The organism is Microbacterium azadirachtae, from assembly GCF_025583665.1.
GTDB lineage: Bacteria > Actinomycetota > Actinomycetes > Actinomycetales > Microbacteriaceae > Microbacterium > Microbacterium azadirachtae.
Map to the genome: position 1 here is coordinate 2,152,993 of NZ_CP099706.1, position 24,645 is coordinate 2,177,637.

A 24,645-nucleotide genomic window follows, 5' to 3' on the forward strand; every position below is an offset into this window, starting at 1 on the left:
GTCTAACCCGACCTGTCGTGTTCGACACTAGTGTTTCGTCCTGTGCATTGAATGTGAGCACACTCGACTCAACTTCACCCACGGGCACTCTATTCCCCGCCGTCGTGGACGGGCGCGTCGCGCGCCGGCTCGAGGCCCGCGATCACCTCCAGGAGAAAGACGAGGGAGGCTTCCACCGTCGCCGCCCTGATCGCGGCGCGGTCTCCAGAGAATAGGAACGCGCGGCTCAGCGAGCGGTCCCCCACGCTCACGCCGATGTGCACCGTCCCGACCGGCTGGCCGCCCTGCGGCGTGGGGCCGGCCACGCCGGTCGTGGCTACGCCTGCGTCCGCGATGCGCCCCTCGACCGCCAGCGCCGAACGCGCACCGAGAGCCATCTGCCGCGCCACTTCCGGGTCGACAGGTCCTCTCCGGGCGAGCACGTCGGAGTCGACGCCGAGCACCGACGCCTTGAGCGGCGTCGCGTAGGCGACGACCGCGCCGTTCAGCGCATCGGACGCCCCGGGAACCGCCACGAGAGCCGCGGACAGCGCACCGCCCGTGAGGGACTCCGCCACGGCCAGCGTCATTCCCCGCTCGCGGAGCGCGTCGAGCACGGCCGCGGCCTGCGGCGTCGCTCCGTCCATCACGCGCCGGCGTCGCGTGCCGCACGCGATCCGCGCACCTGGGCGACGATGTAGTCGATGCCGCTGAGGATCGTCAGCACGAGCGCCGCGATCATCAGTACGGTCGTGGTGATCGTCCAGGCCGGAAGACCGATCCACTGATGCAGGGGCAGCAGCGCCCAGGACAGGGCGATCGCCTGCACGGTCGTCTTGACCTTTCCCATCCAGGCGGCGGCGACGACGTGCTCCTTGACGAGGGTGAAGCGGTGGATCGTGATCCCCCACTCCCGCACCAGGATGATCAGCACCAGCCACCACCACACCTCGCCGAGGATGGCCAGGCCGATGAAACCGGCTCCGGTGAGCAGCTTGTCGGCGATCGGGTCCCAGAGCTTGCCGAAGTCGCTGACCAGGTCGTACCGGCGGGCGAGATAGCCGTCCACCCAGTCCGTCGAGATCGCCAGGATGAAGAGGCCTGCAGCGACCCAGCGCAATGCCGGATGGGTCGCTCCGTCCGTGCCGCCGAGCAGCAGAAGGACGAAGAAGACGATCGCAAGCGGGATGCGCGCGATCGTGATCGCGTTCGGCAGCTGCCGCGGAATGGCCATCAGTCGCGCCCCGTCAGACCCCAGGCGTCCTCATCCGGCTCGGCCTCGACCTCCGGGAGCCCGCGGTACTGCACCTCCAGGGGGTCCTCGCCGTAACGGTCCGCCTCGTATCCCGACGACGCCGGTACCGGATCGGCCGGACGGGGAGGCAGCGCGGCGGCCGGAGCCGCGGGAGCCGCGGGCGCGGACGGGACGTCCTCGCCGCGCAGCCGCGCCAGCACGCCGGGCAGCTGCTCCGGCGTGACGAGCACGTCGCGCGCCTTCGAGCCCTCGGACGGACCGACGATCTCGCGGGACTCGAGCAGATCCATGAGGCGCCCTGCCTTGGCGAAGCCGACACGCAGCTTGCGCTGCAGCATCGACGTCGACCCGAACTGGGACGAGACGATGAGCTCGGCGGCCGCGAGCAGGAGCTCCAGGTCGTCGCCGATGTCCTCGTCGACCTCTTTCTTCTTGCCCTCGACCGCTTCGGCGACATCGGGCCGGTACTCCGGACGGGCCTGGCCGGTGACGTGCTTCACGACCGCGTCGATCTCGCTCTCATCGACCCACGCGCCCTGCAGGCGGAAGGGCTTGGAGGAGCCCATCGGCGAGAACAGCGCGTCGCCCTGCCCGATCAGCTTGTCGGCTCCCGGGCTGTCCAGGATCACGCGGCTGTCGGTGACGCTCGTCACGGCGAACGCGAGGCGCGACGGCACGTTGGCCTTGATCAGACCGGTGACGACGTCGACGCTGGGCCGCTGCGTGGCGAGCACGAGGTGGATGCCGCTCGCGCGGGCGAGCTGGGTGATGCGCACGATCGAATCCTCGACGTCCCGTGGGGCGACCATCATCAGATCGGCGAGCTCGTCGACCACGACGAGGAGGTACGGGTACGGCTTGAGCACGCGCTCGCTGCCCGGCGGCACTTCGACCTCACCGGCGCGCACCGCGCGGTTGAAGTCGTCGATATGACGGAACCCGAACGACGCCAGGTCGTCGTACCGCATGTCCATCTCCTTCACGACCCACTGCAGCGCCTCGGCCGCCTTCTTCGGGTTCGTGATGATGGGGGTGATCAGGTGCGGCACGCCGGCGTAGCTCGTGAGCTCCACGCGCTTCGGGTCGATGAGCACCATGCGCACATCCGCGGGACGCGCGCGCATCAGCAGGCTCGTGATCATCGAGTTCACGAAGCTGGACTTACCGGATCCGGTGGATCCGGCGACGAGCAGGTGCGGCATCTTGGCCAGGTTCGCGACGACGAAGTTGCCGCCGACGTCCTTGCCGACGCCGATCGTGAGCGGGTGCGTGCTCTTCTGCGCGGCCGCCGAGCGCAGCACGTCGCCGAGGGCCACGGTCTCGCGGTCCGCGTTCGGGATCTCGATGCCGATCGCGCTCTTGCCCGGGATCGGCGAGAGGATCCGCACGTCGTTCGACGCGACCGCGTACGCGAAGTTGTTGCTCAGCTGCAGGATCTTCTCGACCTTGACGCCGTGGCCGACCTCGACCTCGTACTGCGTTACCGTCGGGCCGCGCGAGAAGCCGGTGACCTTCGCGTCGACGTTGAACTGGGTGAGCACGTTGGTGATCTGCTCGACCACCCGGTCGTTCGCCTCCGAGCGCGCGACGGACGGCGGGCCCGCCTTCAGCGCTCCCGGCGACGGCAGGATGTAGGGCGCGACGGGCGCCTGCAGCCCGTCCTTCCCGGGGCCGTCGGTGCCGAAGCCGTCGAAGCCCGCGAGCTCGAGCTCCCCGGTGTCGCCGTCGTCCAGGAGGGCCGTCGACTGCTGCTCGGCCAGGGAGTCGGCCACGGCGCGCACGTCGGTGAGGATCTCGGTGGCGGCGTCGTACGGATCGTCGTCCTTGATGACGGCCTGGTCGTACGCGGTCGCCTGCGCGAGCGTGGGGACGTCGTCCTGCGCCGTGAGCAGCTCGGTGAGGTCCTGCGAGCCGACCCTGTCGTCCGGATCCTCCTCGCGTCCCGTCTTGTTGCGCCGCCACCAGGGCAGCACATCGGGATCGTCGACCTTGTCGGCGTCGTCGACCGACGCCTCCTCGGCCGCGGCGGGTTTCGGCGCGCGCTCCGCGTCGAACATCCAGGCGTAGAGGTCGCCCAGGCGCTGACCGATGCGGTTCGGCGGCGTCTTGGTGAGGATGAGCACGCTGAGCGCCGCGAGCAGCGACAGCACGATGTAGGCGGGGATCGCGGTCAGGTAGCTGAGCGGCTGCCCGAGCAGCCAGCCGAACAGACCGCCGGCGGCGCTGAGCGCCACCATGCCCTGGCGGGGCTGCGGCATGCCCCCCGCGACATGGCAGAAGCCCGCCAGCGCGACGACGAACAACCCGAAGCCGATCCCGATCCGTCCGTTGTCGTGCACCGACGAGGGGTGCCGGAAGAGCCAGCCCGCGAGCAGGAGCAGCAGCACCGGCATGATGAAGGCGGCGCGACCGATGAGCGCGCCCACCGAGTAGGCGCTGATGTTCGCGGCGACGGTGCTGCCGATGAAGAACCACTCGTTCACCGCGCCCGCGATCGCGAGCAGCACGAGCAGGAACGGGAACCCGTCCCGGCGCTGATCCTTCTCGAGGGTCTCGAGCCCGAAGGCGCGGAACAGTCCGCCGACGCCGTGTGCGAGGCCCGTCCAGGCGCGCACCATCACCGGCGGCTTGTCCGGCTCGTCGACGTACTTCCTCGGGGCGGGCGCGGCCTTTGCCGGCGTGCGCGGCTTCGCCCCGGACGTGGAACGACCGCGGGCCGCGGGCTTGTCGGCCGCGCTCTTGGTCGCAGAGGAACTCCTGGGCATGCCTCCACGCTACGGCCGCAGACCGACATCGGCCCGCAATGACGCGGCTTTCCGCGGGATTGCGGGCCGGGATCCGCCTTCGGGCGCTCGGGCGTCAGGCCTCGATGACGAGGGGGACGATCATGGGCCGGCGGCGCAGCTTCTGGTTCACCCAGCGTCCGATCGTCCGGCGCACGATCTGGGACAGCGCGTGGTTGTCGCGCACGCCGTTGGACGCCGCCTCCTTGAGCGCCGCCACGATCTTCGGCGCGACGTCGTCGAAGACCGAATCGTCCTCGGCGACGCCTCGGGCGTGGATCTCCGGGCCCGAGATGATGCGCCCGGTCGTGGAGTCGACGACGACGATGACGGACACGAAGCCCTCCTCGCCGAGGATCCGGCGGTCCTTCAGGTCCGCATCGGTGATCTCGCCGACCGTGGAGCCGTCGACGTACACGAATCCGATGTCGAGCTGCCCGGACACACGGGCGACGCCGTCCTTGAGATCGATCACGGTGCCGTTGGAGCCGACGATGGTGCGCTCCTCGTCGATGCCGGTGTCCTGCGCGAGCTTGGCGTTCGCGATCAGGTGCCGGTACTCGCCGTGCACGGGCAGCACGTTCTTCGGTTTGAGGATGTTGTAGCAGTAGATGAGCTCGCCGGCGGCGGCGTGGCCGGAGACGTGCACGCGCGCGTTCGCCTTGTGCACCACGTTCGCGCCCAGCTTGGTGAGGCCGTCGATCACGCGGTAGACCGCGTTCTCGTTGCCCGGGATGAGGCTCGAGGCGAGGATCACGGTGTCGCCCGGACCCGGCTCGATCGCATGGTCCAGGTTGGCCATGCGGCTGAGCACCGCCATCGGCTCGCCCTGCGATCCGGTCGACATGTAGACGATCTGGTCGTCGGGCAGGTCGCGCGCCTTCTTGTAGTCGATGAGCACCCCGTCGGGCACCTTGAGGTAGCCGAGCTGCTCCGCGATGGTCATGTTGCGCACCATGGACCGTCCGAGGAACGCCACGCGGCGGCCGTGCGCGTGCGCGGCGTCGATGACCTGCTGGACGCGGTGCACGTGGCTGGAGAAACTCGCGACGATCACCCGGCGCGGAGCCTTGCCGATGACCTGGTCGAGCACCGGCCCGATAGAGCGCTCGGTGGGCGTGAAGCCCGGGACGTCGGCGTTCGTGGAGTCGACGAGGAACAGGTCCACGCCCTCCTCCCCCAGGCGCGCGAAGGCCCGCAGGTCGGTGATGCGCCCGTCGAGCGGGAGCTGGTCCATCTTGAAGTCGCCGGTCGCGAGCACCATGCCGGCCGGGGTGCGGATCGCGACCGCCAGGGCGTCGGGGATCGAGTGGTTCACCGCGACGAACTCGAGGTCGAAGGGCCCGACCTGCTCGCGCTGCCCCTCCTTCACGGTGAGCGTGAAGGGCTTGATGCGGTGCTCCTTCAGCTTCGCCTCGACCAGCGCCAGCGTGAGCCCGGATCCGATCAGGGGGATGTCGCCCTTGAGGCGCAGCAGATACGGGACGGCGCCGATGTGGTCCTCGTGGCCGTGCGTGAGCACGACGCCCACGATGTCGTCGAGACGGTCCTTGATGGGCTCGAAGTCGGGGAGGATCAGGTCGACGCCCGGCTGATGCTCCTCGGGGAACAGCACGCCGCAGTCGACCACGAGGATCTTGCCGTCGTACTCGAAGATCGTCATGTTGCGGCCGACCTCTCCGAGACCGCCCAGGGGCGTGACGCGGAGCGTGCCGGGTGCGAGCGCTTCGGGCTCGGCGAGGGGAAGGGTCATGTGGTGCCTCCTAGGCGGGGCGCGACGCGCCCGAAGATCTGTTTCCTGAGCCTGCCGAAGGACCCGACGCTGCCCGTCAGCGGGTCGTGCCGTGCACCTTGGGGAGGGCGCCGCCGGCGGCGGCATTGCGGTCGGGGCGGAAGTCCGAGAAGTCCGCACCGGGAACGCCGGTGACGAGCGCGAGCTCATCCTCGATGAGAGCGGCCTCCCACTCCTCCGGCCCGACGAGGGGCAGGCGGACGCGGGGGCTCGTGATGCGGCCGAGGCCGTGCAGGATGTACTTCGCCGAGACCGTGCCCGGCACGTGCGTCATGGCGGCACGCACGAGCGGCTCGAGTCGCTTGTGCTCGGCGGTGGCGGTGGCCAGGTCGCCGCGGTTCACCGCATCGACGATCGTGCGGTACGGCGCGGAGGTGATGTTGGCCGTGACGCCGATCAGGCCCGTCGCGCCGATCGCCAGATGCGGGAGGACGTTCGCGTCGTCGCCCGAGAAGTACATCAGGTCGGTCTGGTTGAGCACGCGGCTGACCTCGGAGAAGTCGCCCTTGGCGTCCTTCACGGCGAGGATGTTCGGGTGCTTGGCGAGACGCAGGATGGTCTCGTACTTGATCGGCACGCCGGTGCGGCCGGGGATGTCGTACAGGATCACCGGCAGGTCGGTCGCGTCCGCGACCAGCCGGAAGTGCGTGAGGATGCCGGCCTGGGTCGGCTTGTTGTAGTACGGCGTGACGATCATGATGCCGTCGGCGCCGGCTTTCTCGCTGGCCTTGTAGAGCTCGATCGCGTGCGCGGTCTCGTTGGATCCGCCACCCGTGATGATCTTCGCCCGGCCCGCCGCGACGTCCTTGCCGACCTCGACCAGACGCAGCTTCTCGGCGTCCGTGAGCGTCGAGGTCTCCCCCGTCGTCCCGGTGACGACGATGCCGTCGGCGCCGTCCGAGATCACACGGTCGATGTGCTTCTCGACGGAGGGCCAGTCGACCTCGCCGTCGGCCGTCATCGGGGTGATGAGGGCGACGAGCACCTGTCCGAAGGGATTGCCCGTGTGCGTCATTCCTCCAGCGTATCTGCTCGCGGCATCCTCACGCTGTCGGCGCCGTCCGGATGACGTCGCCGCGGGCGAGGTCGACGCTCGGCTTCAGCAGCAGTCCGGCCGCGGTCCCCGCGGGCGCCTCCGTCGCCTTCTTGCGGAACATCTCGATCCCCGTGATCGTGCTCGCACCGATCTGCGCGGCTCCGCGGAGCACCACGACGGCGTCCCCGACGCGCAGCACGCCGCTCGTCGTCGTGCCGGTCGCCACCTGGCCGCGCCCCGTGATCGAGAACACGTCCTCCACGGCGAACTCGGCGACGGCGGAGCTCGCGACCACGCCCGGCGTCGTGGTGACGGCGCCCGCCTGTCCGATCCCCGCCGCGGCGAGACGCGCGGCCTCCTGCTCGTTGTACCGGCGCAGCAACTCGTTCGCGTCCGGCGGATCCTTCTTCTTCCCGAACCAGCCCATGCATCCGAGCCTAGGCGGGCGGCGGTTAGGCTCACGCCATGGCATGGCACACGCGGGATTCGCGCATCGTCTACGACAACCGCTGGATCTCCGTCCGCGAGGACGCGGTGACCGGCCCGGCAGGCGACGGGATCTACGGCGTCGTCACGCTGAAGCACCCGGCGGTCTTCATCGTCGCCCTCGACCAGGACGACCGCGTGTGCCTCGTCACGATCGACCGCTACACCACCGGACGCTCCGTCGAGGTCCCCGCCGGCGGCTCGGACGGGGAGGATCCGCTCATCGCCGCCCGCCGCGAGCTCCGCGAGGAGACCGGCCTCGAGGCCCAGGAGTGGACGCCGATCGGCACCATGAACGCGCTCAACGGGGTCACGGTCGCCCCGGAGCACGTGTTCCTCGCACGAGGGCTGCATCAGGCCGGGGACAGCGCGCACAGTCGCGCCGAAGAGGGCATCGACCAGGTCGCGTGGGTGCCGTTCTCCGAGGCGCTGGAGATGGTCGCCGACGGGCGGATCAGCGACGGCGAGACGGTCGCCGCGCTCGCGTACGCGGGGATCCGGCTCGGCCGCTTCCGCTGATCCCGACTTCCGGATGCCTGCGCCGATGTGCAGGGCGGGCCGGACGTTCTGCAGGGAAACCTCGTCGCCATACGCCGACATCCCCCGGAAGCTCGCACTGGACACCAGCCGTTCTGCTCAACGGTCCTGCGCAACGGCGGAAGCTCCCTGCACAACGGCTCCGAGCACGGCGAGCCGTCCTTCGATGGCCGCGAGAACAGTCGGCCAGTCGTGCACGATCATCGCGTAGTCGAACCGCAAGGTCTCATACCCCAGAGCGGCAGCCCGGGCATCGCGCATCAGGTCCTTGTGCCGGTGCGACGCGCCATCGTGGTTCAGGCGCCCGTCGACTTCGAGGATGATCCGGCCGCCGAGCACGAAGTCGACGCGACCGACACCCTCGATCTGCACTTGCGCCGCCAATGCGATCCCGCAACGTCGCAGGCGCAGTTTGAGCAGAGACTCCAGTCCGCTCTCGGAACGGTCATCCGCGAGATCCAGGAGCTCGTGGAGTCGTTGAGGAAGGCGCTCGCGCAGCCGTCGCAGGCCGGCGAAGCCGATCAGACCGAGGTGCAGCGAGGACTCGAGAGCGACGAAGAAGGCCTCGGGCGAGGCGCAGCACGCGAACTGGATCATTGCGAGGAGCACGTCCACGACGCCGAACCCGGCACCGCGCTCGCCCGTCTCGTGATGCGTCCGGCATCGGCATGCCGCGTGTGCGTGCTGTCGGCCGGATGGGCCGATCCAGACATGGGGTCGACACGACGGCGCCGCTCTCCCGTCAACGGCATCGGCGTGGGTTTCGGCATCGTCCAGGATCCACACTCCGTGCCGCCGGAGAGCACCGGCACACGCGACTTCGCCTCCGTGCCTGGCCGCGGTCAGGACCTCCGGATCGACGTGCACGAGGGCATAGACACCCTTGCGCACGAGGATGACCCCGCCGTCGGCGACAGCCCGCGCGATCGCCGCTCGCCGGATGCCGTGGGCTTCGAGCTGCGAGCGACGCGCCACGTCGCCGTACCCGGCCAGAACTCGTTCGATCGACATCTGCCCGATCGTGCTCGCCCGCGCCATCGTGCGGGTCGCCGATCACGCAATCGGTGGACAACATCGCCGGGTGCTGGCTTGGGGAGGACGAATGGTGCCGAGGGCGTGCACGCCGTTGCGCAGGGAGGGTGCGCCGAGGCGCAGGGCCCGGGAGCCATCCGTCGCGTCGCTCTCCCCGGAAAATCGCGACCTCGGCGCCCGATTCGGGCTCGCGGCCCTGCAGAACGCCGAGGCTCCCTGCAGAACGGCCCGACTCGGCGGCAGAACGGCCCGACTCGGCGGCAGAACCGGCGGCAGACCAAGGCCGGAGCGGCCTACATGCGGCCGCGGCGGGCGACGCCCGCGGTGAGCGACCGCGGCACGAGTCTCGACAGGGCGACGATCGCCTTGTAGCGCAGCGACGGGATGGTCACGGCGCGGCCGCGGGCGGCGGCGCGCAGGCCCGCCCGCACGACATAGGGGGCGTCGAGCCAGAGGATGCGCGGCACGCCCTCCTGGCCTTCGGCGAGCCCCATCCGGGAGTGGAAGGTGGTGTGCACGAATCCGGGGCACAGCGCCGTGACCGTCACGCCGTCCGGCGCGTACTCGGTGTTCGCCCACCGGCTGAAGCCGATCAGCCACGCCTTGCAGGCCGAGTACGTCGACCGAGAGATGAATCCCGCCACGGAGGCGACGTTGATGATCCGCCCGCCGCGCCCGCGCATCACTCCGAGGGCGGCGTGCATGAGCCGCATCGGCGCCTCGACGTGGACGCGCAGATGACGCACCTCGTCCGCGATGTCGTTGTCGGCGAACCGCAGCGGCAGCCCGAACCCGGCGTTGTTCACCAGCACGTCGATCGGGCGCGCGGCATCGGCGATCCGCGCGACCACCCGGGCGACGTCGGCCTCCACCGCGAGGTCGGCCACGAGCACCTCCACGGCGACGCCGCGGCGCTCCGCCAGCTCTCCGGCGAGAGCGTCCAGGGCATCACGAGATCGCGCGACGAGCACGAGGTCGGCTCCGCGGTCGGCGAGCTGGTGCGCGAACTCCGCGCCGAGTCCGGCGCTGGCGCCGGTGATGAGTGCGGTGGGCATGCGGGCCGTCCGTTCAGCGATCGTAGGCTAGGAAGCGGTAGCGGATCCCGGTCCTGCTCGTCTGCCACTCCCCCTCGGATACGCGTCGGAAGCCGTCGCGCGAGGGGGCGAACGCGTCGCCGGGGACGTCGAGGTCGAGCTCGGTGACCTCGAGCCGGTCGGCGCGGTCGACGACCTCGCGGAAGATCTCTCCGCCGCCGATCACCCACGCCTCGTCGAGGCCGTCCAGCGCTGCGTCCACGGATCCGGCCGTCCGGGTGCCGTCCGCCGACCAGTCGCCCTGACGGGTCACGACGATGTTCTCCCGCCCCGGCAGCGGGCGGAACCGCTCGGGGAGCGACTCCCAGGTGCGCCGGCCCATCACGACGGGTGCGCCGAGCGTGACCTCCTTGAAGTGCGCGAGGTCCTCCGGCACATGCCAGGGCATGGTGCCGCCGGCGCCGATCACGCCGCCCTGCGCCTCGGCCCAGATGAGCCCGATCCGGGTCATACCGCGACCGCTGCCCGGATCGCGGGGTGGTGGCGGTAGTCCTCGACCACGAAGTCGTCGTACGCGTAGTCGAAGATCGACTCCGGCTTCCGAGTGATCCGCAGCGTCGGGTAGGGGTACGGCTCCCGGGTGAGCTGCTCGCGCACCTGCTCGACGTGGTTGTCGTAGATGTGGCAGTCGCCGCCGGTCCACACGAAGTCGCCCGGCTCGAGGCCGGTCTGCTGCGCCACCATGAGGGTCAGCAGGGCGTACGAGGCGATGTTGAACGGCACGCCCAGGAACAGGTCGGCGCTGCGCTGATACAGCTGGCAGGACAGCTTGCCGTCCGCGACGTAGAACTGGAACAGCGCGTGGCACGGCGCGAGAGCCATGTCGGGGATGTCCGCCGGGTTCCAGGCCGACACGATGATGCGCCGCGAGTCCGGCGAATCGCGGATCTGATCGATCACCTGCTGCAACTGGTCGATGTGGCCGCCGTCCGGGGTGGGCCACGAACGCCACTGCACGCCGTACACCGGACCGAGGTCGCCGTCGGCGTCGGCCCACTCGTCCCAGATCGTGACGCCGTTCTCCTGCAGCCACCGCACGTTGGAGTCGCCGCGCAGGAACCAGAGCAGCTCGTAGGCGATCGACTTGAAGTGCACGCGCTTGGTGGTGATCAGGGGGAAGCCCTGCGAGAGGTCGAACCGGATCTGACGCCCGAAGACGCTGGTCGTGCCCGTGCCGGTGCGATCGTCCTTGTGCGTGCCCGTGGCCAGCACGTCGCGGAGCAGGTCTTCGTAGGGCGTGGGGATCGCGGCGCTCATGGCTTTCAGCGTACCGGCGGCCGACCGGGAGCGGGCCGGAGCGCGCTGACTCGATCCGTCATATCCGCCCCTCGGCCCGGGTCGCGGACGTAGCCTCGGACCATGTCCCTGCCGATCGCCCTCCTCATCGGCGTCGCGCTGCTCGCGGCGACCGTCGTGGCCGGTCTGCTCCTGCGCCGCCGGGACGGTCGTGCCGTCGCGGTGCACGGCGACCGGCACGTCGATCCCGCCGACCTCATGCGACCGCTCGGCAGCCGGGCCACGCTCGTGCAGTTCAGCACCGAGTTCTGCGCGCGCTGTCCGCAGGTCCGCCGCATGCTCGGCTCGGTGGCCGGAGAGCGCGCCGGCGTCGTGCACGCCGAGGTCGATCTCACGTCGCGCTCCGACCTCGCCGCCCGGTACAAGGTGCTGTCGACCCCGACCACGCTCGTCGTCGATCCGGACGGCCGGATCCGCTCCCGCTTCACCGGCGTCCCGACGCGCGCCGACGTGCTCACCGCACTCGACCACACGCTCCTCCAGGAGGTCCGCTCATGACCACTCCCCCCGGCATCGACCCCCGCGGCCCGCGCTTCGCGGCCTGGATCACGTCCGCGCTGCTGCTCGTCGCGACGGTGCTCGGCCTCACCGAGGCCTCGCAGACGTCGACCGCCGCGTTCGGCTGGTTCGCCTACCAGCCCCTCGCGAACGCGAGCTTCACCCCCGGGGCCGGCTCCGTGCTGCTGTTCCGGGCGACGCAGCCCGCGTTCCTGCTCACCCTGGTGATCGCGCTGCTGTTCCTCTGGAGCGTGCTCTCGCCCCGCACCCAGCCGTGGGGGGTCCTGTTCCGCACCGTGGTGCGCCCGCGCCTCGCAGCGCCGACCGAGCTGGAGGACCCGCGACCCCCGCGCTTCGCCCAGGGCGTCGGCCTGTTCGTGGTGACGGTCGGACTGCTGCTGCACCTGCTCGGCGTCCCGTGGGCGCTGCCCATCGCCACCGCGATGGCGTTCGTCGCCGCGTTCCTGAACGCCGCGTTCGGACTGTGCCTGGGCTGCCAGCTGTACCTCCTGCTGCAGCGCGCCGGGATCCTGGGACGGGCTCCGAGACTTCCCTGAAAACCCGACCCGCGGCCGGCTGATCGGTAGGCTGGCAGCCACACCACCCCGATCGGAGGATCCCCATGTCCGTCACCAGCGAAGCCGCAGCCACGTGGACCGGAAGTCTCATCGAGGGTGAGGGTTCCGTCTCCTTCTCCTCCTCGCACCTGGGCACGTTCCCGCTGAACTGGAAGGCGCGCTCCGAGGGCTCCGACACCACCACCACGCCCGAGGAGCTCATCGCCGCGGCGCACTCGTCGTGCTTCAGCATGGCGCTCTCGCACGCCCTGGCCGGCAACGGGACCCCGGCGGAGCGCGTGAACACCACCGCGTCGGTCACGTTCAAGCCCGGCGTCGGCATCACCGGCAGCCACCTCAACGTGAACGCGTCCGTCCCCGGGCTCGACGCGGAGACCTTCCAGCGTCTGGCCGAGGAGGCGAAGACCGGCTGCCCCGTCTCGGCCGCGCTGTCGGGCATCGAGATCACCCTCGAGGCGACTCTCGCCTGAGCATCGTCCCGCATCGCACGAAGGGTCGCGTCTCCTCGGAGATGCGACCCTTCGTCATGCCGGCAGGACGGGTCTACCTCGCCAGGCGGATCGCGGCCCGGATCGCGGCGCGCGCGTCCTTGCGGTGACCTGCCGCGTCCTGCACCACGCCGAGCCGGTACTGCGCGCGCCAGTCCTCGGGCTCCGCGGCCGCTGCGGAACCGTACTCCGCGACCAGACGGTCGGCGTCCTCGGGCAGCAGCCGTCCGTTGGATCGCAGATGCTCGGGAGCAGCGGGCATCCCGCCCTCCGCGTCAAGAGTGCGGCCGAGCCGGTCGGCCGCGAGACCGAACTGCAGCTCCCGCACGAGCGCCCAGGCGCCGATCAGCGGCATCACCAGGAGGGCGACGCCCATCGTGATGCCGAGCGCCTGCCCCGAGCCGAGCAGCACCACCGCGCGCCAGCCGACCAGTGCGATGTACAGCACGAGGAGCACGGCCATGACGGCGACGCCGATGCGGGATCCCATCCCTCCATCCTAGGTCGGGAGGATCCCCCCGCCCCGCGCCGGCACCGCCCGCGGCACGCGGTGCCGGGCGACAGCGCCCGACAGCGCGTGACAGCGCCACGACAGCGGCGCGAAAGTGCGGCGGCGGATGCTCGGAGCATGACGAATCCCACCACCGACTGGGCCCTCGAGGCCGACGGACTCGTGAAGGTGTTCGGAACGAACCGTGCGGTCGACGGCGTCGACCTGCAGGTGCGCACCGGCGCCGTCTACGGCGTCCTCGGCCCCAACGGCGCCGGCAAGACCACGACCATCAACATGCTCGCGACGCTGCTGCGTCCGGACGGCGGCACCGGCCGCGTGTTCGGCCACGACGTCGTCCGCGAGCCGCACATCGTGCGCCAGCTCATCGGAGTGACCGGACAGTTCGCCTCCGTCGACGAGACGCTGTCCGCCACCGAGAACCTCATGATCTTCGCCCGCCTGCTCGGGCTCAGCCGCAGCGAGGCCCGCGCGAAGTCCGTCGATCTGCTCGAGCGGTTCGGCCTCTCCGAGGCTGCACGGCGCCCGCTGCAGAACTTCTCCGGAGGGATGCGGCGCCGCCTCGACCTCGCCGCCTCCCTGCTCGCGCAGCCGCCGCTGATCTTCCTCGACGAGCCCACCACGGGCCTCGATCCCCGCACGCGTGGGCAGATGTGGGACACGATCCGCGAGCTCGTGAACACCGGATCCACCGTGCTGCTCACCACGCAGTACCTGGACGAGGCCGATCAGCTCGCCGACCGGATCGCCGTGATCGACCGCGGGAAGGTGGTTGCGGAGGGCACTCCCGACGACCTCAAGGCCTCGGTCGGCACCTCGTCCCTGCAGCTGCGCGTGCGCGATGCCGGCGATACCGCCGATGCACTGCGGGCGATCGAGCAGACGCTCGGGGTGCGCGGCGTGCTCTCCCCCGAGGCGTCCCGGATCACCGCCCCGATGACGGATCCCGACAGGATCGCGGACCTGCTGATCATGTTCCGCGAAGCCGGCATCCCGCTGGCCGAGGTGAGCGTGCAGAAGCCCACCCTCGACGAGGTGTTCCTCACGATCACCGGTCATCCGGCCGACGAGGACGCCGCTGGTCCCTCCGCCCCCGCCCAGACCCAGGAGGTCCGCGCATGACCACTCTCACCCCGCTCGCCGGGCGCATCGTCCCGGCCGCCGAGCGTCGACTCAGCCCCCGTCCGAGCCTGTCGCTGACGCTCCGCAACACCGTCACCATGGCGGCGCGCGGTCTCATCAAGATCCGGCGGACGCCGGAGCAGCTCGTCGACGTGACGCTGCAGCCGATCCTGTTCACCCTGATGTTCACGTACATCTTCGGCGGCGCGATCTCCGGCAACGTCACGAACTACCTGCCGGTCATCATCCCCGGCATCCTCGTCCAGACCGTGATCACGACCTCGGTCGTCACCGGCGTGCAGCTGCGCGAGGACATGGACAAGGGCGTGTTCGACCGGTTCCGCTCGCTGCCGATCGCGCGCATCGCCCCGCTGTCCGGGGCGCTGCTCGCCGACACGATCCGCTACGGCATCGCCACCGTGCTCACCTTCGCCATGGGCTTCCTCATGGGCTTCCGTCCCGCCGGCGGACTCGGTGCGGTGATCGGCGCGGGCCTGCTGGTGATCGTCTGCTCCTGGGCCATCAGCTGGATCTTCGCTTTCGCGGGCGTCATCGCCCGCACCGCGTCGAGCGTTCAGGGCATCTCGATGATGATCCTGTTCCCGCTCACCTTCCTGTCCAACGCCTTCGTGCCCGTGAACACGATGCCCGGCTGGCTGCAGTGGTTCGTGAACATCAACCCCGTCTCGCACCTGGTGACCGCGGTGCGGGACCTCGTCAACACCGGCGCCTTCGGGGTCGACGCCTGGGTGTCGCTGCTCGGCGCGGCCGTGATCGTCGCGGTCTTCGCCCCCCTCACCGTGAAGGCGTACATGCGCAAGGCCTGATCCGCTCGTCGCGACCGTCGTCGGCCCCTGAACCCGTCCGGGTCAGGGGCCGACGCGTGCGCCCAGCACCTCGAGCCCGCGCGCGACCCGCTGCGCCGGCTCGAGGGCCGCGGCGGCGGAGCGGGCCCGGGCCACAGCATCGGCTCCGGCGATCCGCTCGGCGTCGGCCAGGTGCGCGGCCAGATCGAGGCTCGGCATGTTCTGCCTCCCGCCGAGGACCTCCGCCAGCGCGATCGCGTCGACGCCACGGGCCACGAGCTCGGGCCGGCGGACGGCCCAGGCCGACCAGGCCAGCAGGGCCGTGCCGAGCACCGGCCGATCCGCCCCCTCTCGGCGCAGCCGGCACGCGGCGATGGTGCGCGCGCGGAGTCGGCGCTCCCAGACCGCGACGTCCGCGTCGGGAACGCCGAGCGATCGCACCGCGACGGAGACATACCCCGCCAGCGCCATCAGGTACCACGGCGAGCGGCGCTGCACCGGATCGACGAACGCCGCCATCGCACGCGCGAACACCTCGATCGCGCTCTCCACGCGCCCGTCGATCAGCTCCGCCTCGGCGAGGCCGTACAGCCCGATCGAGGCCAGCTCCACACCGTCCTGACTGAGGCCGCCTTCCTCGATCAGACGTGTGAACAGCGCCCGCGCCTCGGCGCTGCGCCCCAGCCAGAGCAGCGCGCCTCCGCGCACCCATTCCTGGTGGTTGATCTGATCCTGGGCGTCGAACTCCTCGAACACCACCGTCGCACGGTCGATCCAGGTCATGGCCTCGGCCGGCCGCGCTGACTGGGCGGCGAGCTGCGCCGCCAGGTCGGCGGCCATCCCCTCGGCCCAGCGCTCGTCGAGGCTGCGTGCCCGATGCCAGGCGCTGCGGGCCGCTTCCATCGCGACCTCCGCTTCGCCGTCGTTCTCCGCGCAGTGCGAGCGGAGCACATCCGTGGCCAGCAGGCCCCACGGATCCGATCCTTCCGGAAGCTCCGGCACCGAACCGATCGGGCCGCCTCGCCCCACGGCGAGCAGCGCCTCGGCGACCAGCCCCCACGCCGGAGCCAGCCCCGCACCGGCCGCTGTCATCGCCCGCGCAGTGAAGACGACGCCGCGGGCCGCCAGCGGATCCCCGCCGATCATGAGGCCGAGCGTCGCCATGACGAGAGCCATGACCCGCAGATCGGGATCGATGCCGGCGTCCGGCATCGCGTCCATCACCTGGAGCATCGGGGCGGCGTAGCCGATGAACTCGGTGAACGAGCCGCGGATGAACCACGACTGCCCGAGCACCGTGAACAGCCGCACCGCGTCGGCCCCGCGCTCCGCCGCCACCAGATGGCGCAGCACGTGCACGAGGTTGTCGTGCTCCCGGGTGATGGCCCGATGCGACCGCGCGGTGAGGCCAGAGGGGAACACGCGGGCCCTGGCGCCGTGCTCCTCCGCGAACGCGACGGCCCAGGCGACGACGGCCTCCCATGCGTGGTCCTCCGCCCCGGCCTCGACGAGCCGATCGCGGCCGAACTCGCGCACGGTCTCGAGCATGCGGAAACGCACCGCGTCGACCCCGCCGTCGTCGATCACGTTCAGGAGAGAGTGCGCAGCGAGCTGCTCGAGCACGTCGTCCGCCGGTGTCGCCAGCACCGCCTCGGCCGTCTCCGCGGAGAAGCCGCCGGGCAGCACCGAGAGTGCGGCGAGTGCGCGCTGAGCCTCCTCGTCGAGCAGATCCCAGCTCCACTCGATCACGGCTTCGAGCGTGCGATGCCGCTCCGGGCCGGAGCGGTCTCCCGTGGTGAGGAGGGCGAACCGGTTCTCCAGGCGGCGCTCGATCTGCTCCGGCGTCATCGTGCGCACCCGCGCCGCGGCGAGTTCGATCGCAAGCGGGAGCCCGTCGAGCCGGGCGCACAGGCGTGCGACCACCTCCAGCTCGAGCGTCGCCGCCGGGCGCGCGGCGCGGGCCCGTTCGAGGAAGAGGCGCACCGCGGGCGCCGCGTCGGAGGGCGCGATCTCCAGGGGCTCCAGAGCGAGCACGCGCTCCGCCGCGATCGCCAGGGGCGTGCGGCTCGTCGTCAGGATACGCAGCATCGGCACGGCCGCGAGAAGGTCGGCCGCCCACCGCGCCACCGCGTCGATCACCTGCTCGCAATTGTCCAGTACGAGCATCGTCTCGCGGTCGCCGAGAGCGGCCACGATGCGGGCCGACAGGTCGGGGCGCGGTCGCTGCTCTCCGAGCCTCCCACCGGGGGCGTTCTCGCTGATGCCGAGCGCCGCGGCGATCGCCACCGGCACGCCCGCGTCGTCCCGCACGCCGGCCAGCGGGACGACGATCACGGCGGCCATCGAGGATTCCGCCGCCAGAGCCTGCGCGAGACGGGTCTTGCCGAGCCCGCCGGCGCCGAGGATCGTGACCAGTCGCGCGCCGTCCAGCAGGCCACGCGCTCGCACGAGCGCCTCGACGCGGCCGATCAGCTCGTTCGGCGCCGCCTGCACTCCGATCCGCACCCGCGGGCCGTCGTCGGCGCTGCGCAGCAGGCGCGCGTTCAGCTCGGTGATCTCCGGACCGGGTGAGGCGCCGAGGGCATCCCGCAGGGCCGTGCGCAGCTCCGCGAAGACCGCGAGCGCTTCCCCTGCGCGTCCGCCGACGGCGAGCGCCGACATCAGCGCGGCATGCGCGGTCTCGTCGAGGGGACGCGCTGCAGCCAGGTCGCGGAGGAGCGCGATGCCTTCGTCCGGTCGTCCAGCCGCCACGAGCTCCCCGGCGAGGTCGCTCTGCAGGGCACGGTGCAGCATCGCGGCCACGGCGGCGAGATCGTCCCCGAGGGGTGAACCGCCGAGATCGGCGCCCGGCTCCCCCCGCCACAGCGCGACCGCTTCTTGCAGCAGCCGGATCCGCTCCGGATCTCCCTTCGAGAGGGCATCGGCGCGCGCATGCAGCCGGCGGGCGACATGGAGGTCGGTGTCGTCGGTGCCGAGCGCGTACCCTCCGGGGGCGCTGACGATCGCGTCCGCCCCGGCCGCAGCCCTGGCCCGCGAGACCAGGGTCTGCAGAGCCGCCCGCGGATTCTGCGGCTGCTCCTCGCCCCACACGTCGTCCGCGAGAGCCGACACGGAACGGGTGTTGCCCGTGCCGGCCAGCACCAGCGCGGCCAGCATCGCGCGCATCGGAGTGCCACCGGCGTCGCGATCCGCGATCCGCACCGGTCCGAGCACGCCGATGCGCGCCGTCATGCGCGCGGCCGGATCCCCAGGTCGATGACGTTCTCGAGGCCGACGACGACACCGCGCAGGTCGCGGGCGTAGGGCAGCGCGAGGCGGATCCCCGGGGCGTAGGCCGCCGCCGGCTGCACTGTGTCATGCACGATCGAGAGCGACTCCCCGGGACCGGAGAGGATGACCTCCTGCTTGGCCAGCACGCCGGGCCGACGCAGCGAGTGTACGGGCACGCTCGCGACCTGCTGACCACGAGCGCGCTGGTCGACGTGCGGAGCGTCGACCGGTCCCTGCTCGGCGCGGGCGGCGGCGATCAGCTCCGCCGTGCGCACGGCCGTGCCGCTGGGCGAGTCGATCTTCGTATGCTGATGCGCCTCGACGATCTCCACGGATCCGAAGAACGGCGCCGCGAGGGCAGCGAGGGCCGTGCCGAGCACCGAGCCCAGCGAGAAGTTGGGGACGAACAGGGCGCCGGTGCCGGCGGCATCGATCACCGGGCGCATCTGGGCGATGCGGTCGGCCGACCACCCGGAGGTGCCGACGAGCACGTTGATGCCGCGATCCGCGGCCGCACGGACGATCTCGACGCTCGAGGCCGGCGTGGTCGCATCGACGACCAGATCGGCGCCGTCGAGCTCGTCCATCATGCTGTTCGAGCCGAGCACCGCGCCGATCTCGAACCCGTCGAGGTGCGCGATCACGTCGCCGATGATGGTGCCGAGCTTGCCGGAGGCGCCCACCAGGGCCACGCGCGTCGTCATGCCCTCAGTCTATTCAGCACGACGGACGCGGCTTCCCGCGCGGCTGGCACCGGGTCGGGCCTCCGGGGCAATAGCGTCGGAGCATGCCCACGTTCCGGATCTCCTCCCCGGAGGACGCCGACGCCCACGCCGTACTCGTCGACTACTTCACGCTCCGCGCCGCGGAGTTCCCCGGCGGGAACTACACCCCCACGTATCCGTCCGCCGCGGCGTTCCGCGCTCCGGACGGGGTCTTCCTCCTTCTCGAGGAAGAGGAAGCGGTCGTCGGCTGCGGCGGGATCCGCGGGGTGGCGATGCCGGACGGCGAGGGCGACGTGTTCGAGATCAAGCACGTGTTCCTGCGCCCCGAGACGCGAGGACGCGGTTGGGGCCGCCTGCTGCTGGACGAGCTGGAGGCACGCGCTCGCGCGCTGGGCGCCCGGGCGCTCGTGCTCGACACCCACCACACCCTGGAGGCCGCGGGACACCTGTACCGCAAGAGCGGCTTCGTCGAGATCCCCCGCTACAACGACAATCCCAACGCGACCCGGTGGTACCGGAAGGATCTGGAGGCGACACGCGCATGAGGCTTTGGTCCGTGCACCCCCGTTTCTACGACCGCCAGGCGCTCACGGCGTGCTGGCGCGAGGGCCTGCTCGCACAGGCGGTCATCGCCGACCCCTCCCGGCGCGGCTACGCGAACCATCCGCAGCTGCAGCGGTTCCGCGCGGCGCAGGATCCGCTCGCCACGATCGGGGACTACCTGTCCTCGGTCGTGGACGAAGCCGACGCGCGCGGCTACCGGTTCGCGCGGGAGAAGATCCTGCGCACCGGTCCTGTCGAGCGGATCCCCGTCGCCCGCGGTCAGCTCGAATACGAGTGGGGGCACCTGCTGCGCAAGCTCCAAGTGCGGACACCGGCGGCGTGGGAGCGCTGGCACAGCCTGCCGCTGCCGAACCCGCATCCCCTGTTCGTCGTGGAGGACGGTCCGATCGCCGACTGGGAGCGCGTCAGCTGACCCGGCTCCGGTCGCCGGCCCGTCGTGACGATCAGCACAGGATGCGACGATCAGCACGCAGATTCGGCGATCTTGTGTGCTGACCGTCACCGGCTGTGCGGATCGTCGCAGCGATCGGGATCCGGGCCGCGCGGAGCGCCGGCGGGATCAGACCGCGAGCGGATCAGGGAGGCCCGTGCGCAGCTCCATGGGCAGATGGCTCAGGTCGTTGTGGGCGAGCAGGCTCCACGGACGCCCCTGCTTCTGCGCGATCACGGAGAGACCGCAGTTGGCCTGGTTCAACGTCATCCAGCGCCAGTCCGGCGCCTCCAGCACCTCGCGCACGAACCAGCCGATGACGAAGTTGTGGGTGATGAGCACCTCGTGCACGTCGCCCGCCTTGCGCACCAGGAACTCGTTCACGGCGTCGCCCATCTGCGCCCGCCCCGCTTCGATCTCCGCCTCGGTGACGGATCCGAAGAACGGCTCGAACGCAGCGGGAGTCTCCTCGGTCATGCCGGTGGGCACGCAGTCGAAGAGCAGCGCGGACGGCTCCGCCTCGACGGAGGGGATCCGCTCGGAGATGGCGCGCGCCGTCTCTGCGGCACGCAGCAGCGGCGAGTGCCAGATCGCGTCGAGCGGAAGCCCGGAGAGGCGGTCGGCGATCAGCTCGGCCTGGCGCCGCCCGCGGGGCGAAAGAGGTCCGTCGGTGAGACCGTGCTCGGCGTCCTGATGTTCGCCGTGCCGGACAAGATAGATGTAATGGGTCACTACCGCTCGCCTCGTCTCCGACTCGGTGGCCGGGGTGCTCTCAGCCTATGTCACGGATCGGACACGGACAGGGTCAGCTCGCCGCCCGGGTGAGTTCCGCGAGCTGTGCGCGGCCGAGGGCGACGCCGGCCCCCTGCATGAGCTCGTCGACCTGCTCGGTCGCGAACGCGTTGACGATCGGCGCCGTGACGGTGCGCTGAGCGAGCAGCCAGCCGATCGCGACCGCGGCCACAGGGACCTGCAGTTCTTCGGCGGCGATGTCGAGCGCGCGGAGCACCTTGATGCCCCGGCGGTTGATGTTGCCGCGCAGCTGCATGCCTCGGACGCCCTGGAGCGACTGCTTCGAGCGGTGCCGGCCGGAGAGGAAGCCGTGTTCGAGCGCGTGCGACGGCGTGACCGCCAGGCCCTGCGCCGCCGCTACCAGTCGAAGGTCGCCTTCGAAGCCGACCCGGCGCAGCAGGTTGTAGGGCTCATCGAGCACCTCGATGCGCGGGTAGCCGGCCGAGGCCAGGATACGGGCCTCGACGAGCCGTTCCGGGGAGAATCCGAAGGCTCCGAGCACGCGCACCTTGCCGGCCTCGACGAGCCATTCCGCCGTCGCCAGCGTGTCCTCCAGGGTGCTGCCGTCGTCGACCGTGCCGTCGAGATACAGCACGTCGATGCACTCCACGCCGAGACGGTTGAGCGATGCCTCGACGGCGCGCACGAGGTTCACGGGACCGATGCCCGGGTTGTCGGGATGGCCGCCCACACGCACGCTCAGGACGATGTCGTCGCGGTTGCGGCGGGCGCCCAGCCAGCGCCCGATGATGTGCTCACTGCGCCCCGCGGCGAAGCTGTCGGCGGTGTGCACCGCATTGCCGCCGAACTCGGCGTAGCGGTCGAGGATGCGCAGGGCGGTGTCGGCGTCGGTGTTCCAGCCGAACTCGGCGCCGCCCAGGATCAGCGGGAACGACCGGATACCGGTCTCGCCGATGGGCACCCGCAGGCTGGATCCGATGCCGGGGCCGACCACCGGGATCGGCGCAGACGGGTGCGGCGGGACGACCGCCGGTGCCGTCGTGACGGCATGCGAGACGCCATCGGTCGCGGACCCGGGTCCGACGCTGAAGAGACGCATGCGATCACCCCCGTGTCTGCTGCGTTGCGTTTCTGAGACGCACCCCCCGGTGCGGCTCCCTACGAGAGTAAGGGAGGCCTCGGACGGTTCCGTTCATTGAGACGGCCAGGAGAGGAACAATGCGTAACGGTTTCGTCACGAATATACGAAAAGGCCCGTCGTGTCCTCCTTTCGGCGGACACGACGGGCCTTTTCTGCAGGGATCAGACCTCGGCGGTCTCGGCGACCGGCTCGGCGGCGTCCGCCGGAGCCTCGTCGATGACGGGCTCGAGCGAGAGCTTGCCTCGGTCGTCGATCTTCGTGATCTTCACGAGGATCTTCTGGCCCACGGAGAGGACGTCGTCGACGTTCTCGACGCGCTTGCCCCCGGCGAGCTTGCGCACCTCGGTGACGTGCAGCAGGCCGTCCTTGCCCGGGAGCAGCGAGACGAACGCACCGAAGGTCGCGATCTTGACGACCGTTCCGAGGAACTGCTCGCCGACCTCGGGGTTGGTCGGGTTGGCGATCGCGTTGACCTGGGCGCGGGCGGCCTCGGCCGACGGGCCGTCGGTCGCGCCGATGTAGACCGTGCCGTCCTCCTCGATGGAGATCTGCGCGCCGGTCTCGTCCTGGATCGCGTTGATCGTCTTGCCCTTCGGGCCGATCAGCTCGCCGATCTTGTCCACCGGGATCTGCACGCTGATCACGCGCGGCGCCGTCGGGGCCATCTCGTCGGGGCTGTCGATCGCGGCGTTGAGCACGTTGAGGATCGTCAGACGCGCGTCCTTGGCCTGGGTCAGGGCGCCCGCGAGGACCTCGGACGGGATGCCGTCGAGCTTCGTGTCCAGCTGGATCGCGGTGACGAACTCGCTGGTGCCGGCGACCTTGAAGTCCATGTCGCCGAGAGCGTCCTCGGCGCCGAGGATGTCGGTGAGCGCCGCGTAGCGGGTCTCACCGTCGACCTGGTCGGACACGAGGCCCATCGCGATGCCGGCGACCGGGGCGCGCAGGGGCACACCGGCGTTCAGCAGCGACAGGGTCGAGGCGCAGACGGAGCCCATCGAGGTGGAGCCGTTGGATCCGAGCGCCTCGGAGACCTGGCGGATCGCGTAGGGGAACTCCTCGCGGGTCGGGAGCACCGGCACGAGGGCGCGCTCGGCGAGGAAGCCGTGCCCGATCTCGCGACGCTTCGGCGAACCCACGCGGCCGGTCTCGCCGGTCGAGTAGGGCGGGAAGTTGTAGTGGTGCATGTAGCGCTTGCTCGTGGTGGGCGACAGCGAGTCGATCTGCTGCTCCATCTTGAGCATGTTCAGCGTGGTGACGCCCAGGATCTGGGTCTCGCCGCGCTGGAAGATCGCGGAGCCGTGCACGCGCGGGATGACCTGCACCTCGGCGTCCAGCGGACGGATGTCCGCGAGGCCGCGGCCGTCGATGCGGACGCCCTCGGTGAGGATCCGGCCGCGCACGATCTTCTTGGTGACCGACTTGTACGCCGCGGAGAACTCGCTGAGCGCGATCTCCGGCTGCTCGCCCGCCTCGACGGCGGCGACGAGCTCGGCCTTGACGCGGTCCTTGATCGCGTCGTCGGCGTTCTGGCGCTCCTGCTTGTCGGCGATCTGGTAGACGTCGACGAGCTCGGCGAACGCGCGGGACGAGACGAAGTCGAACGTCTCCTCGCTGTACGGCAGGAAGACCGGGTACACGCCCGGCTCCTTGGACGCGGTGGCGGCGAGCTGGGCCTGCGCCTCGACGAGCTGCTTCAGGAACGGCTTGGCGGCCTCGAGGCCCTGCGCGACGATGTCCTCGCTGGGCTTCGTGGCGCCGGCCTTGATCAGGTTCCAGCTTCCCTCGGTGGCCTCGGCCTCGACCATCATGATCGCGACGTCCTCGGTGCCGTCGCCCTTCGCGACGACGCGGCCCGCGACGACGAGGTCGAAGACGGCCTGCTCGACCTGCTCCGCGTTCGGGAACGCGACCCACTGGTCGGCGTGCTCGCCGTGGCCGGGGATGAACGCGAGGCGCACACCGGCGATCGGGCCGGAGAACGGCAGACCCGAGATCTGGGTCGACGCCGACGCCGCGTTGATCGCGAGGGCGTCGTAGTACTCGCCCGGCGCGATCGAGAGCACGGTGATGACGATCTGCACCTCGTTGCGGAGGCCGTCGACGAACGACGGGCGCAGCGGACGGTCGATCAGACGGCAGACCAGGATCGCCTCGGTGGACGGACGGCCCTCGCGGCGGAAGAACGAGCCGGGGATCTTGCCTGCGGCGTAGGAGCGCTCCTCGACGTCGACGGTCAGCGGGAAGAAGTCGAAGCCCTCGCGCGGCGACTTGCTGGCGCTCGTGGCCGAGAGCAGCATCGTCTCCTCGTCGAGGTAGGCGGCGACCGCGCCCTGCGCCTGCTGAGCGAGACGGCCCGTCTCGAAGCGGACGGTGCGGGTGCCGAAGCGGCCGTTGTCGAGAACGGCCTCGGTGGCAGTGATTTCAGGACCTTCCAAGAGGTCTCTCCTTCTTTGTTTAGGCTCGCTC

Annotated in this window: 24 protein-coding genes; 8 read left to right on the forward strand and 16 right to left on the reverse strand. The window is 70.8% G+C overall.

Annotated features, from left to right (window positions below):
- Positions 1–89: 89 nt before the first annotated feature.
- The 6 genes from NFX31_RS10310 to NFX31_RS10335 form a co-directional block, all read right to left on the reverse strand.
- Positions 90–626 (reverse strand): CinA family protein, encoded by a 537-nt coding sequence (locus NFX31_RS10310; RefSeq protein ID WP_091477281.1) that lies wholly within the window; start codon positions 624–626, stop codon positions 90–92.
- Positions 626–1,213 (reverse strand): CDP-diacylglycerol--glycerol-3-phosphate 3-phosphatidyltransferase, encoded by a 588-nt coding sequence (pgsA, locus tag NFX31_RS10315; RefSeq protein ID WP_091477283.1) that lies wholly within the window; start codon positions 1,211–1,213, stop codon positions 626–628. The genes NFX31_RS10310 and pgsA overlap by 1 nt, the downstream gene beginning before the upstream one ends.
- Positions 1,213–3,999: a DNA translocase FtsK gene (locus tag NFX31_RS10320; protein WP_262955644.1), complete on the reverse strand. Its 2,787-nt coding sequence runs from the start codon at positions 3,997–3,999 to the stop codon at positions 1,213–1,215. Before NFX31_RS10320 ends, pgsA begins: the two co-directional genes overlap by 1 nt.
- A 94-nt stretch (positions 4,000–4,093) precedes the next feature.
- A complete protein-coding gene (locus tag NFX31_RS10325; protein WP_045251799.1) occupies positions 4,094–5,770 on the reverse strand; it encodes a ribonuclease J in 1,677 nt (558 codons plus the stop codon).
- Positions 5,771–5,846: 76 nt separating this feature from the next.
- Complete coding sequence (gene dapA / locus NFX31_RS10330; protein WP_045251798.1) at positions 5,847–6,824, reverse strand: 4-hydroxy-tetrahydrodipicolinate synthase; 978 nt, start codon at positions 6,822–6,824, stop codon at positions 5,847–5,849.
- Positions 6,825–6,852: 28 nt separating this feature from the next.
- A complete protein-coding gene (locus NFX31_RS10335; RefSeq protein WP_045251797.1) occupies positions 6,853–7,272 on the reverse strand; it encodes an EF-Tu/IF-2/RF-3 family GTPase in 420 nt (139 codons plus the stop codon).
- A 38-nt stretch (positions 7,273–7,310) separates the two neighbouring features.
- On the opposite strand from NFX31_RS10335, the gene NFX31_RS10340 reads away from it, so the two are divergent.
- Positions 7,311–7,850 carry an NUDIX domain-containing protein gene (locus NFX31_RS10340; protein WP_262955645.1) on the forward strand — a complete coding sequence of 180 codons (540 nt, stop codon included), beginning with the start codon at positions 7,311–7,313 and terminating at the stop codon, positions 7,848–7,850.
- Positions 7,851–7,967: 117 nt separating this feature from the next.
- Here the strand turns inward: NFX31_RS10340 and NFX31_RS10345 are convergent, their stop codons facing one another.
- The 4 genes from NFX31_RS10345 to NFX31_RS10360 all read right to left on the reverse strand — a co-directional run bounded on the left by NFX31_RS10345 (position 7,968) and on the right by NFX31_RS10360 (position 11,251).
- Positions 7,968–8,879, reverse strand: a complete 912-nt coding sequence (locus tag NFX31_RS10345; protein WP_262955646.1) for an endonuclease domain-containing protein — start codon at positions 8,877–8,879, stop codon at positions 7,968–7,970.
- A 314-nt stretch (positions 8,880–9,193) separates the two neighbouring features.
- A complete protein-coding gene (locus tag NFX31_RS10350) occupies positions 9,194–9,955 on the reverse strand; it encodes an SDR family NAD(P)-dependent oxidoreductase (protein ID WP_045251795.1) in 762 nt (253 codons plus the stop codon).
- Positions 9,956–9,968: 13 nt separating this feature from the next.
- On the reverse strand, positions 9,969–10,445 hold the full coding sequence (locus NFX31_RS10355; protein WP_262955647.1) for a dihydrofolate reductase: 477 nt from the start codon (positions 10,443–10,445) through the stop codon (positions 9,969–9,971).
- Positions 10,442–11,251: a thymidylate synthase gene (locus NFX31_RS10360; protein ID WP_091477291.1), complete on the reverse strand. Its 810-nt coding sequence runs from the start codon at positions 11,249–11,251 to the stop codon at positions 10,442–10,444. The genes NFX31_RS10355 and NFX31_RS10360 overlap by 4 nt, the downstream gene beginning before the upstream one ends.
- 102 nt (positions 11,252–11,353) lie before the next feature.
- Between NFX31_RS10360 and NFX31_RS10365 the strand changes: the two genes are divergently transcribed.
- The 3 genes from NFX31_RS10365 (at position 11,354) to NFX31_RS10375 (ending at position 12,836) form a co-directional block, all read left to right on the forward strand.
- The gene (locus tag NFX31_RS10365) at positions 11,354–11,788 is read left to right on the forward strand and encodes a thioredoxin family protein (protein WP_045251792.1); all 435 of its coding nucleotides are present in this window, start codon (positions 11,354–11,356) and stop codon (positions 11,786–11,788) included.
- Positions 11,785–12,345 (forward strand): DUF4395 domain-containing protein, encoded by a 561-nt coding sequence (locus NFX31_RS10370; protein WP_045251791.1) that lies wholly within the window; start codon positions 11,785–11,787, stop codon positions 12,343–12,345. The genes NFX31_RS10365 and NFX31_RS10370 overlap by 4 nt, the downstream gene beginning before the upstream one ends.
- Positions 12,346–12,410: 65 nt before the next feature.
- Positions 12,411–12,836 (forward strand): OsmC family peroxiredoxin, encoded by a 426-nt coding sequence (locus tag NFX31_RS10375; protein WP_045251790.1) that lies wholly within the window; start codon positions 12,411–12,413, stop codon positions 12,834–12,836.
- Between the two features lie 73 nt (positions 12,837–12,909).
- On the opposite strand, the gene NFX31_RS10380 is transcribed toward NFX31_RS10375, so the two are convergent.
- A complete protein-coding gene (locus tag NFX31_RS10380; RefSeq protein ID WP_262955648.1) occupies positions 12,910–13,344 on the reverse strand; it encodes a hypothetical protein in 435 nt (144 codons plus the stop codon).
- 138 nt (positions 13,345–13,482) lie between these two features.
- On the opposite strand from NFX31_RS10380, the gene NFX31_RS10385 reads away from it, so the two are divergent.
- Both NFX31_RS10385 and NFX31_RS10390 read left to right on the forward strand, forming a co-directional pair.
- Entirely contained in the window at positions 13,483–14,487 is a 1,005-nt protein-coding gene (locus tag NFX31_RS10385) for an ATP-binding cassette domain-containing protein (protein ID WP_262955649.1), read from the forward strand.
- A complete protein-coding gene (locus NFX31_RS10390) occupies positions 14,484–15,314 on the forward strand; it encodes an ABC transporter permease (protein ID WP_262955650.1) in 831 nt (276 codons plus the stop codon). The genes NFX31_RS10385 and NFX31_RS10390 overlap by 4 nt, the downstream gene beginning before the upstream one ends.
- A 42-nt stretch (positions 15,315–15,356) precedes the next feature.
- Here NFX31_RS10390 and NFX31_RS10395 read toward each other — a convergent pair whose 3' ends face one another.
- Complete coding sequence (locus NFX31_RS10395) at positions 15,357–18,524, reverse strand: ATP-binding protein (protein ID WP_262955651.1); 3,168 nt, start codon at positions 18,522–18,524, stop codon at positions 15,357–15,359.
- Positions 18,521–19,267: a 4-hydroxy-tetrahydrodipicolinate reductase gene (gene dapB / locus NFX31_RS10400; protein WP_262955652.1), complete on the reverse strand. Its 747-nt coding sequence runs from the start codon at positions 19,265–19,267 to the stop codon at positions 18,521–18,523. The genes NFX31_RS10395 and dapB overlap by 4 nt, the downstream gene beginning before the upstream one ends.
- An 83-nt stretch (positions 19,268–19,350) precedes the next feature.
- Here dapB and NFX31_RS10405 point away from each other — a divergent pair, with 83 nt between their 5' ends.
- A complete protein-coding gene (locus NFX31_RS10405) occupies positions 19,351–19,833 on the forward strand; it encodes a GNAT family N-acetyltransferase (protein ID WP_262955653.1) in 483 nt (160 codons plus the stop codon).
- Positions 19,830–20,264 (forward strand): pyrimidine dimer DNA glycosylase/endonuclease V, encoded by a 435-nt coding sequence (locus NFX31_RS10410; RefSeq protein ID WP_262955654.1) that lies wholly within the window; start codon positions 19,830–19,832, stop codon positions 20,262–20,264. The genes NFX31_RS10405 and NFX31_RS10410 overlap by 4 nt, the downstream gene beginning before the upstream one ends.
- Positions 20,265–20,411: 147 nt before the next feature.
- On the opposite strand, the gene NFX31_RS10415 is transcribed toward NFX31_RS10410, so the two are convergent.
- The 3 genes from NFX31_RS10415 to NFX31_RS10425 form a co-directional block, all read right to left on the reverse strand.
- Positions 20,412–21,014, reverse strand: a complete 603-nt coding sequence (locus NFX31_RS10415) for a histidine phosphatase family protein (protein ID WP_045251782.1) — start codon at positions 21,012–21,014, stop codon at positions 20,412–20,414.
- A gap of 73 nt (positions 21,015–21,087) precedes the next feature.
- The gene (locus NFX31_RS10420; RefSeq protein WP_045251781.1) at positions 21,088–22,134 is read right to left on the reverse strand and encodes an aldo/keto reductase; all 1,047 of its coding nucleotides are present in this window, start codon (positions 22,132–22,134) and stop codon (positions 21,088–21,090) included.
- A gap of 203 nt (positions 22,135–22,337) precedes the next feature.
- The gene (locus NFX31_RS10425; protein ID WP_262955655.1) at positions 22,338–24,614 is read right to left on the reverse strand and encodes a polyribonucleotide nucleotidyltransferase; all 2,277 of its coding nucleotides are present in this window, start codon (positions 24,612–24,614) and stop codon (positions 22,338–22,340) included.
- Between the last annotated feature and the right edge of the window lie 31 nt (positions 24,615–24,645).

What these genes read in the sequence shown, in the direction of transcription:
- NFX31_RS10365 (WP_045251792.1), top strand. Translation starts at nt 11,354, where the DNA reads ATGTCCCTGCCGATCGCCCTCCTCATCGGCGTCGCGCTGCTCGCGGCG.
- NFX31_RS10380 (WP_262955648.1), bottom strand. Translation starts at nt 13,344, where the DNA reads ATGGGATCCCGCATCGGCGTCGCCGTCATGGCCGTGCTCCTCGTGCTG.
- NFX31_RS10350 (WP_045251795.1), bottom strand. Translation starts at nt 9,955, where the DNA reads ATGCCCACCGCACTCATCACCGGCGCCAGCGCCGGACTCGGCGCGGAG.
- NFX31_RS10390 (WP_262955650.1), top strand. Translation starts at nt 14,484, where the DNA reads ATGACCACTCTCACCCCGCTCGCCGGGCGCATCGTCCCGGCCGCCGAG.
- dapB (WP_262955652.1), bottom strand. Translation starts at nt 19,267, where the DNA reads ATGACGACGCGCGTGGCCCTGGTGGGCGCCTCCGGCAAGCTCGGCACC.
- NFX31_RS10420 (WP_045251781.1), bottom strand. Translation starts at nt 22,134, where the DNA reads ATGCGTCTCTTCAGCGTCGGACCCGGGTCCGCGACCGATGGCGTCTCG.
- NFX31_RS10360 (WP_091477291.1), bottom strand. Translation starts at nt 11,251, where the DNA reads ATGAGCGCCGCGATCCCCACGCCCTACGAAGACCTGCTCCGCGACGTG.
- dapA (WP_045251798.1), bottom strand. Translation starts at nt 6,824, where the DNA reads ATGACGCACACGGGCAATCCCTTCGGACAGGTGCTCGTCGCCCTCATC.
- NFX31_RS10395 (WP_262955651.1), bottom strand. Translation starts at nt 18,524, where the DNA reads ATGACGGCGCGCATCGGCGTGCTCGGACCGGTGCGGATCGCGGATCGC.
- NFX31_RS10310 (WP_091477281.1), bottom strand. Translation starts at nt 626, where the DNA reads ATGGACGGAGCGACGCCGCAGGCCGCGGCCGTGCTCGACGCGCTCCGC.
- NFX31_RS10345 (WP_262955646.1), bottom strand. Translation starts at nt 8,879, where the DNA reads ATGTCGATCGAACGAGTTCTGGCCGGGTACGGCGACGTGGCGCGTCGC.
- NFX31_RS10340 (WP_262955645.1), top strand. Translation starts at nt 7,311, where the DNA reads ATGGCATGGCACACGCGGGATTCGCGCATCGTCTACGACAACCGCTGG.
- NFX31_RS10410 (WP_262955654.1), top strand. Translation starts at nt 19,830, where the DNA reads ATGAGGCTTTGGTCCGTGCACCCCCGTTTCTACGACCGCCAGGCGCTC.
- pgsA (WP_091477283.1), bottom strand. Translation starts at nt 1,213, where the DNA reads ATGGCCATTCCGCGGCAGCTGCCGAACGCGATCACGATCGCGCGCATC.
- NFX31_RS10355 (WP_262955647.1), bottom strand. Translation starts at nt 10,445, where the DNA reads ATGACCCGGATCGGGCTCATCTGGGCCGAGGCGCAGGGCGGCGTGATC.
- NFX31_RS10405 (WP_262955653.1), top strand. Translation starts at nt 19,351, where the DNA reads ATGCCCACGTTCCGGATCTCCTCCCCGGAGGACGCCGACGCCCACGCC.
- NFX31_RS10335 (WP_045251797.1), bottom strand. Translation starts at nt 7,272, where the DNA reads ATGGGCTGGTTCGGGAAGAAGAAGGATCCGCCGGACGCGAACGAGTTG.
- NFX31_RS10385 (WP_262955649.1), top strand. Translation starts at nt 13,483, where the DNA reads ATGACGAATCCCACCACCGACTGGGCCCTCGAGGCCGACGGACTCGTG.
- NFX31_RS10375 (WP_045251790.1), top strand. Translation starts at nt 12,411, where the DNA reads ATGTCCGTCACCAGCGAAGCCGCAGCCACGTGGACCGGAAGTCTCATC.
- NFX31_RS10325 (WP_045251799.1), bottom strand. Translation starts at nt 5,770, where the DNA reads ATGACCCTTCCCCTCGCCGAGCCCGAAGCGCTCGCACCCGGCACGCTC.
- NFX31_RS10370 (WP_045251791.1), top strand. Translation starts at nt 11,785, where the DNA reads ATGACCACTCCCCCCGGCATCGACCCCCGCGGCCCGCGCTTCGCGGCC.
- NFX31_RS10320 (WP_262955644.1), bottom strand. Translation starts at nt 3,999, where the DNA reads ATGCCCAGGAGTTCCTCTGCGACCAAGAGCGCGGCCGACAAGCCCGCG.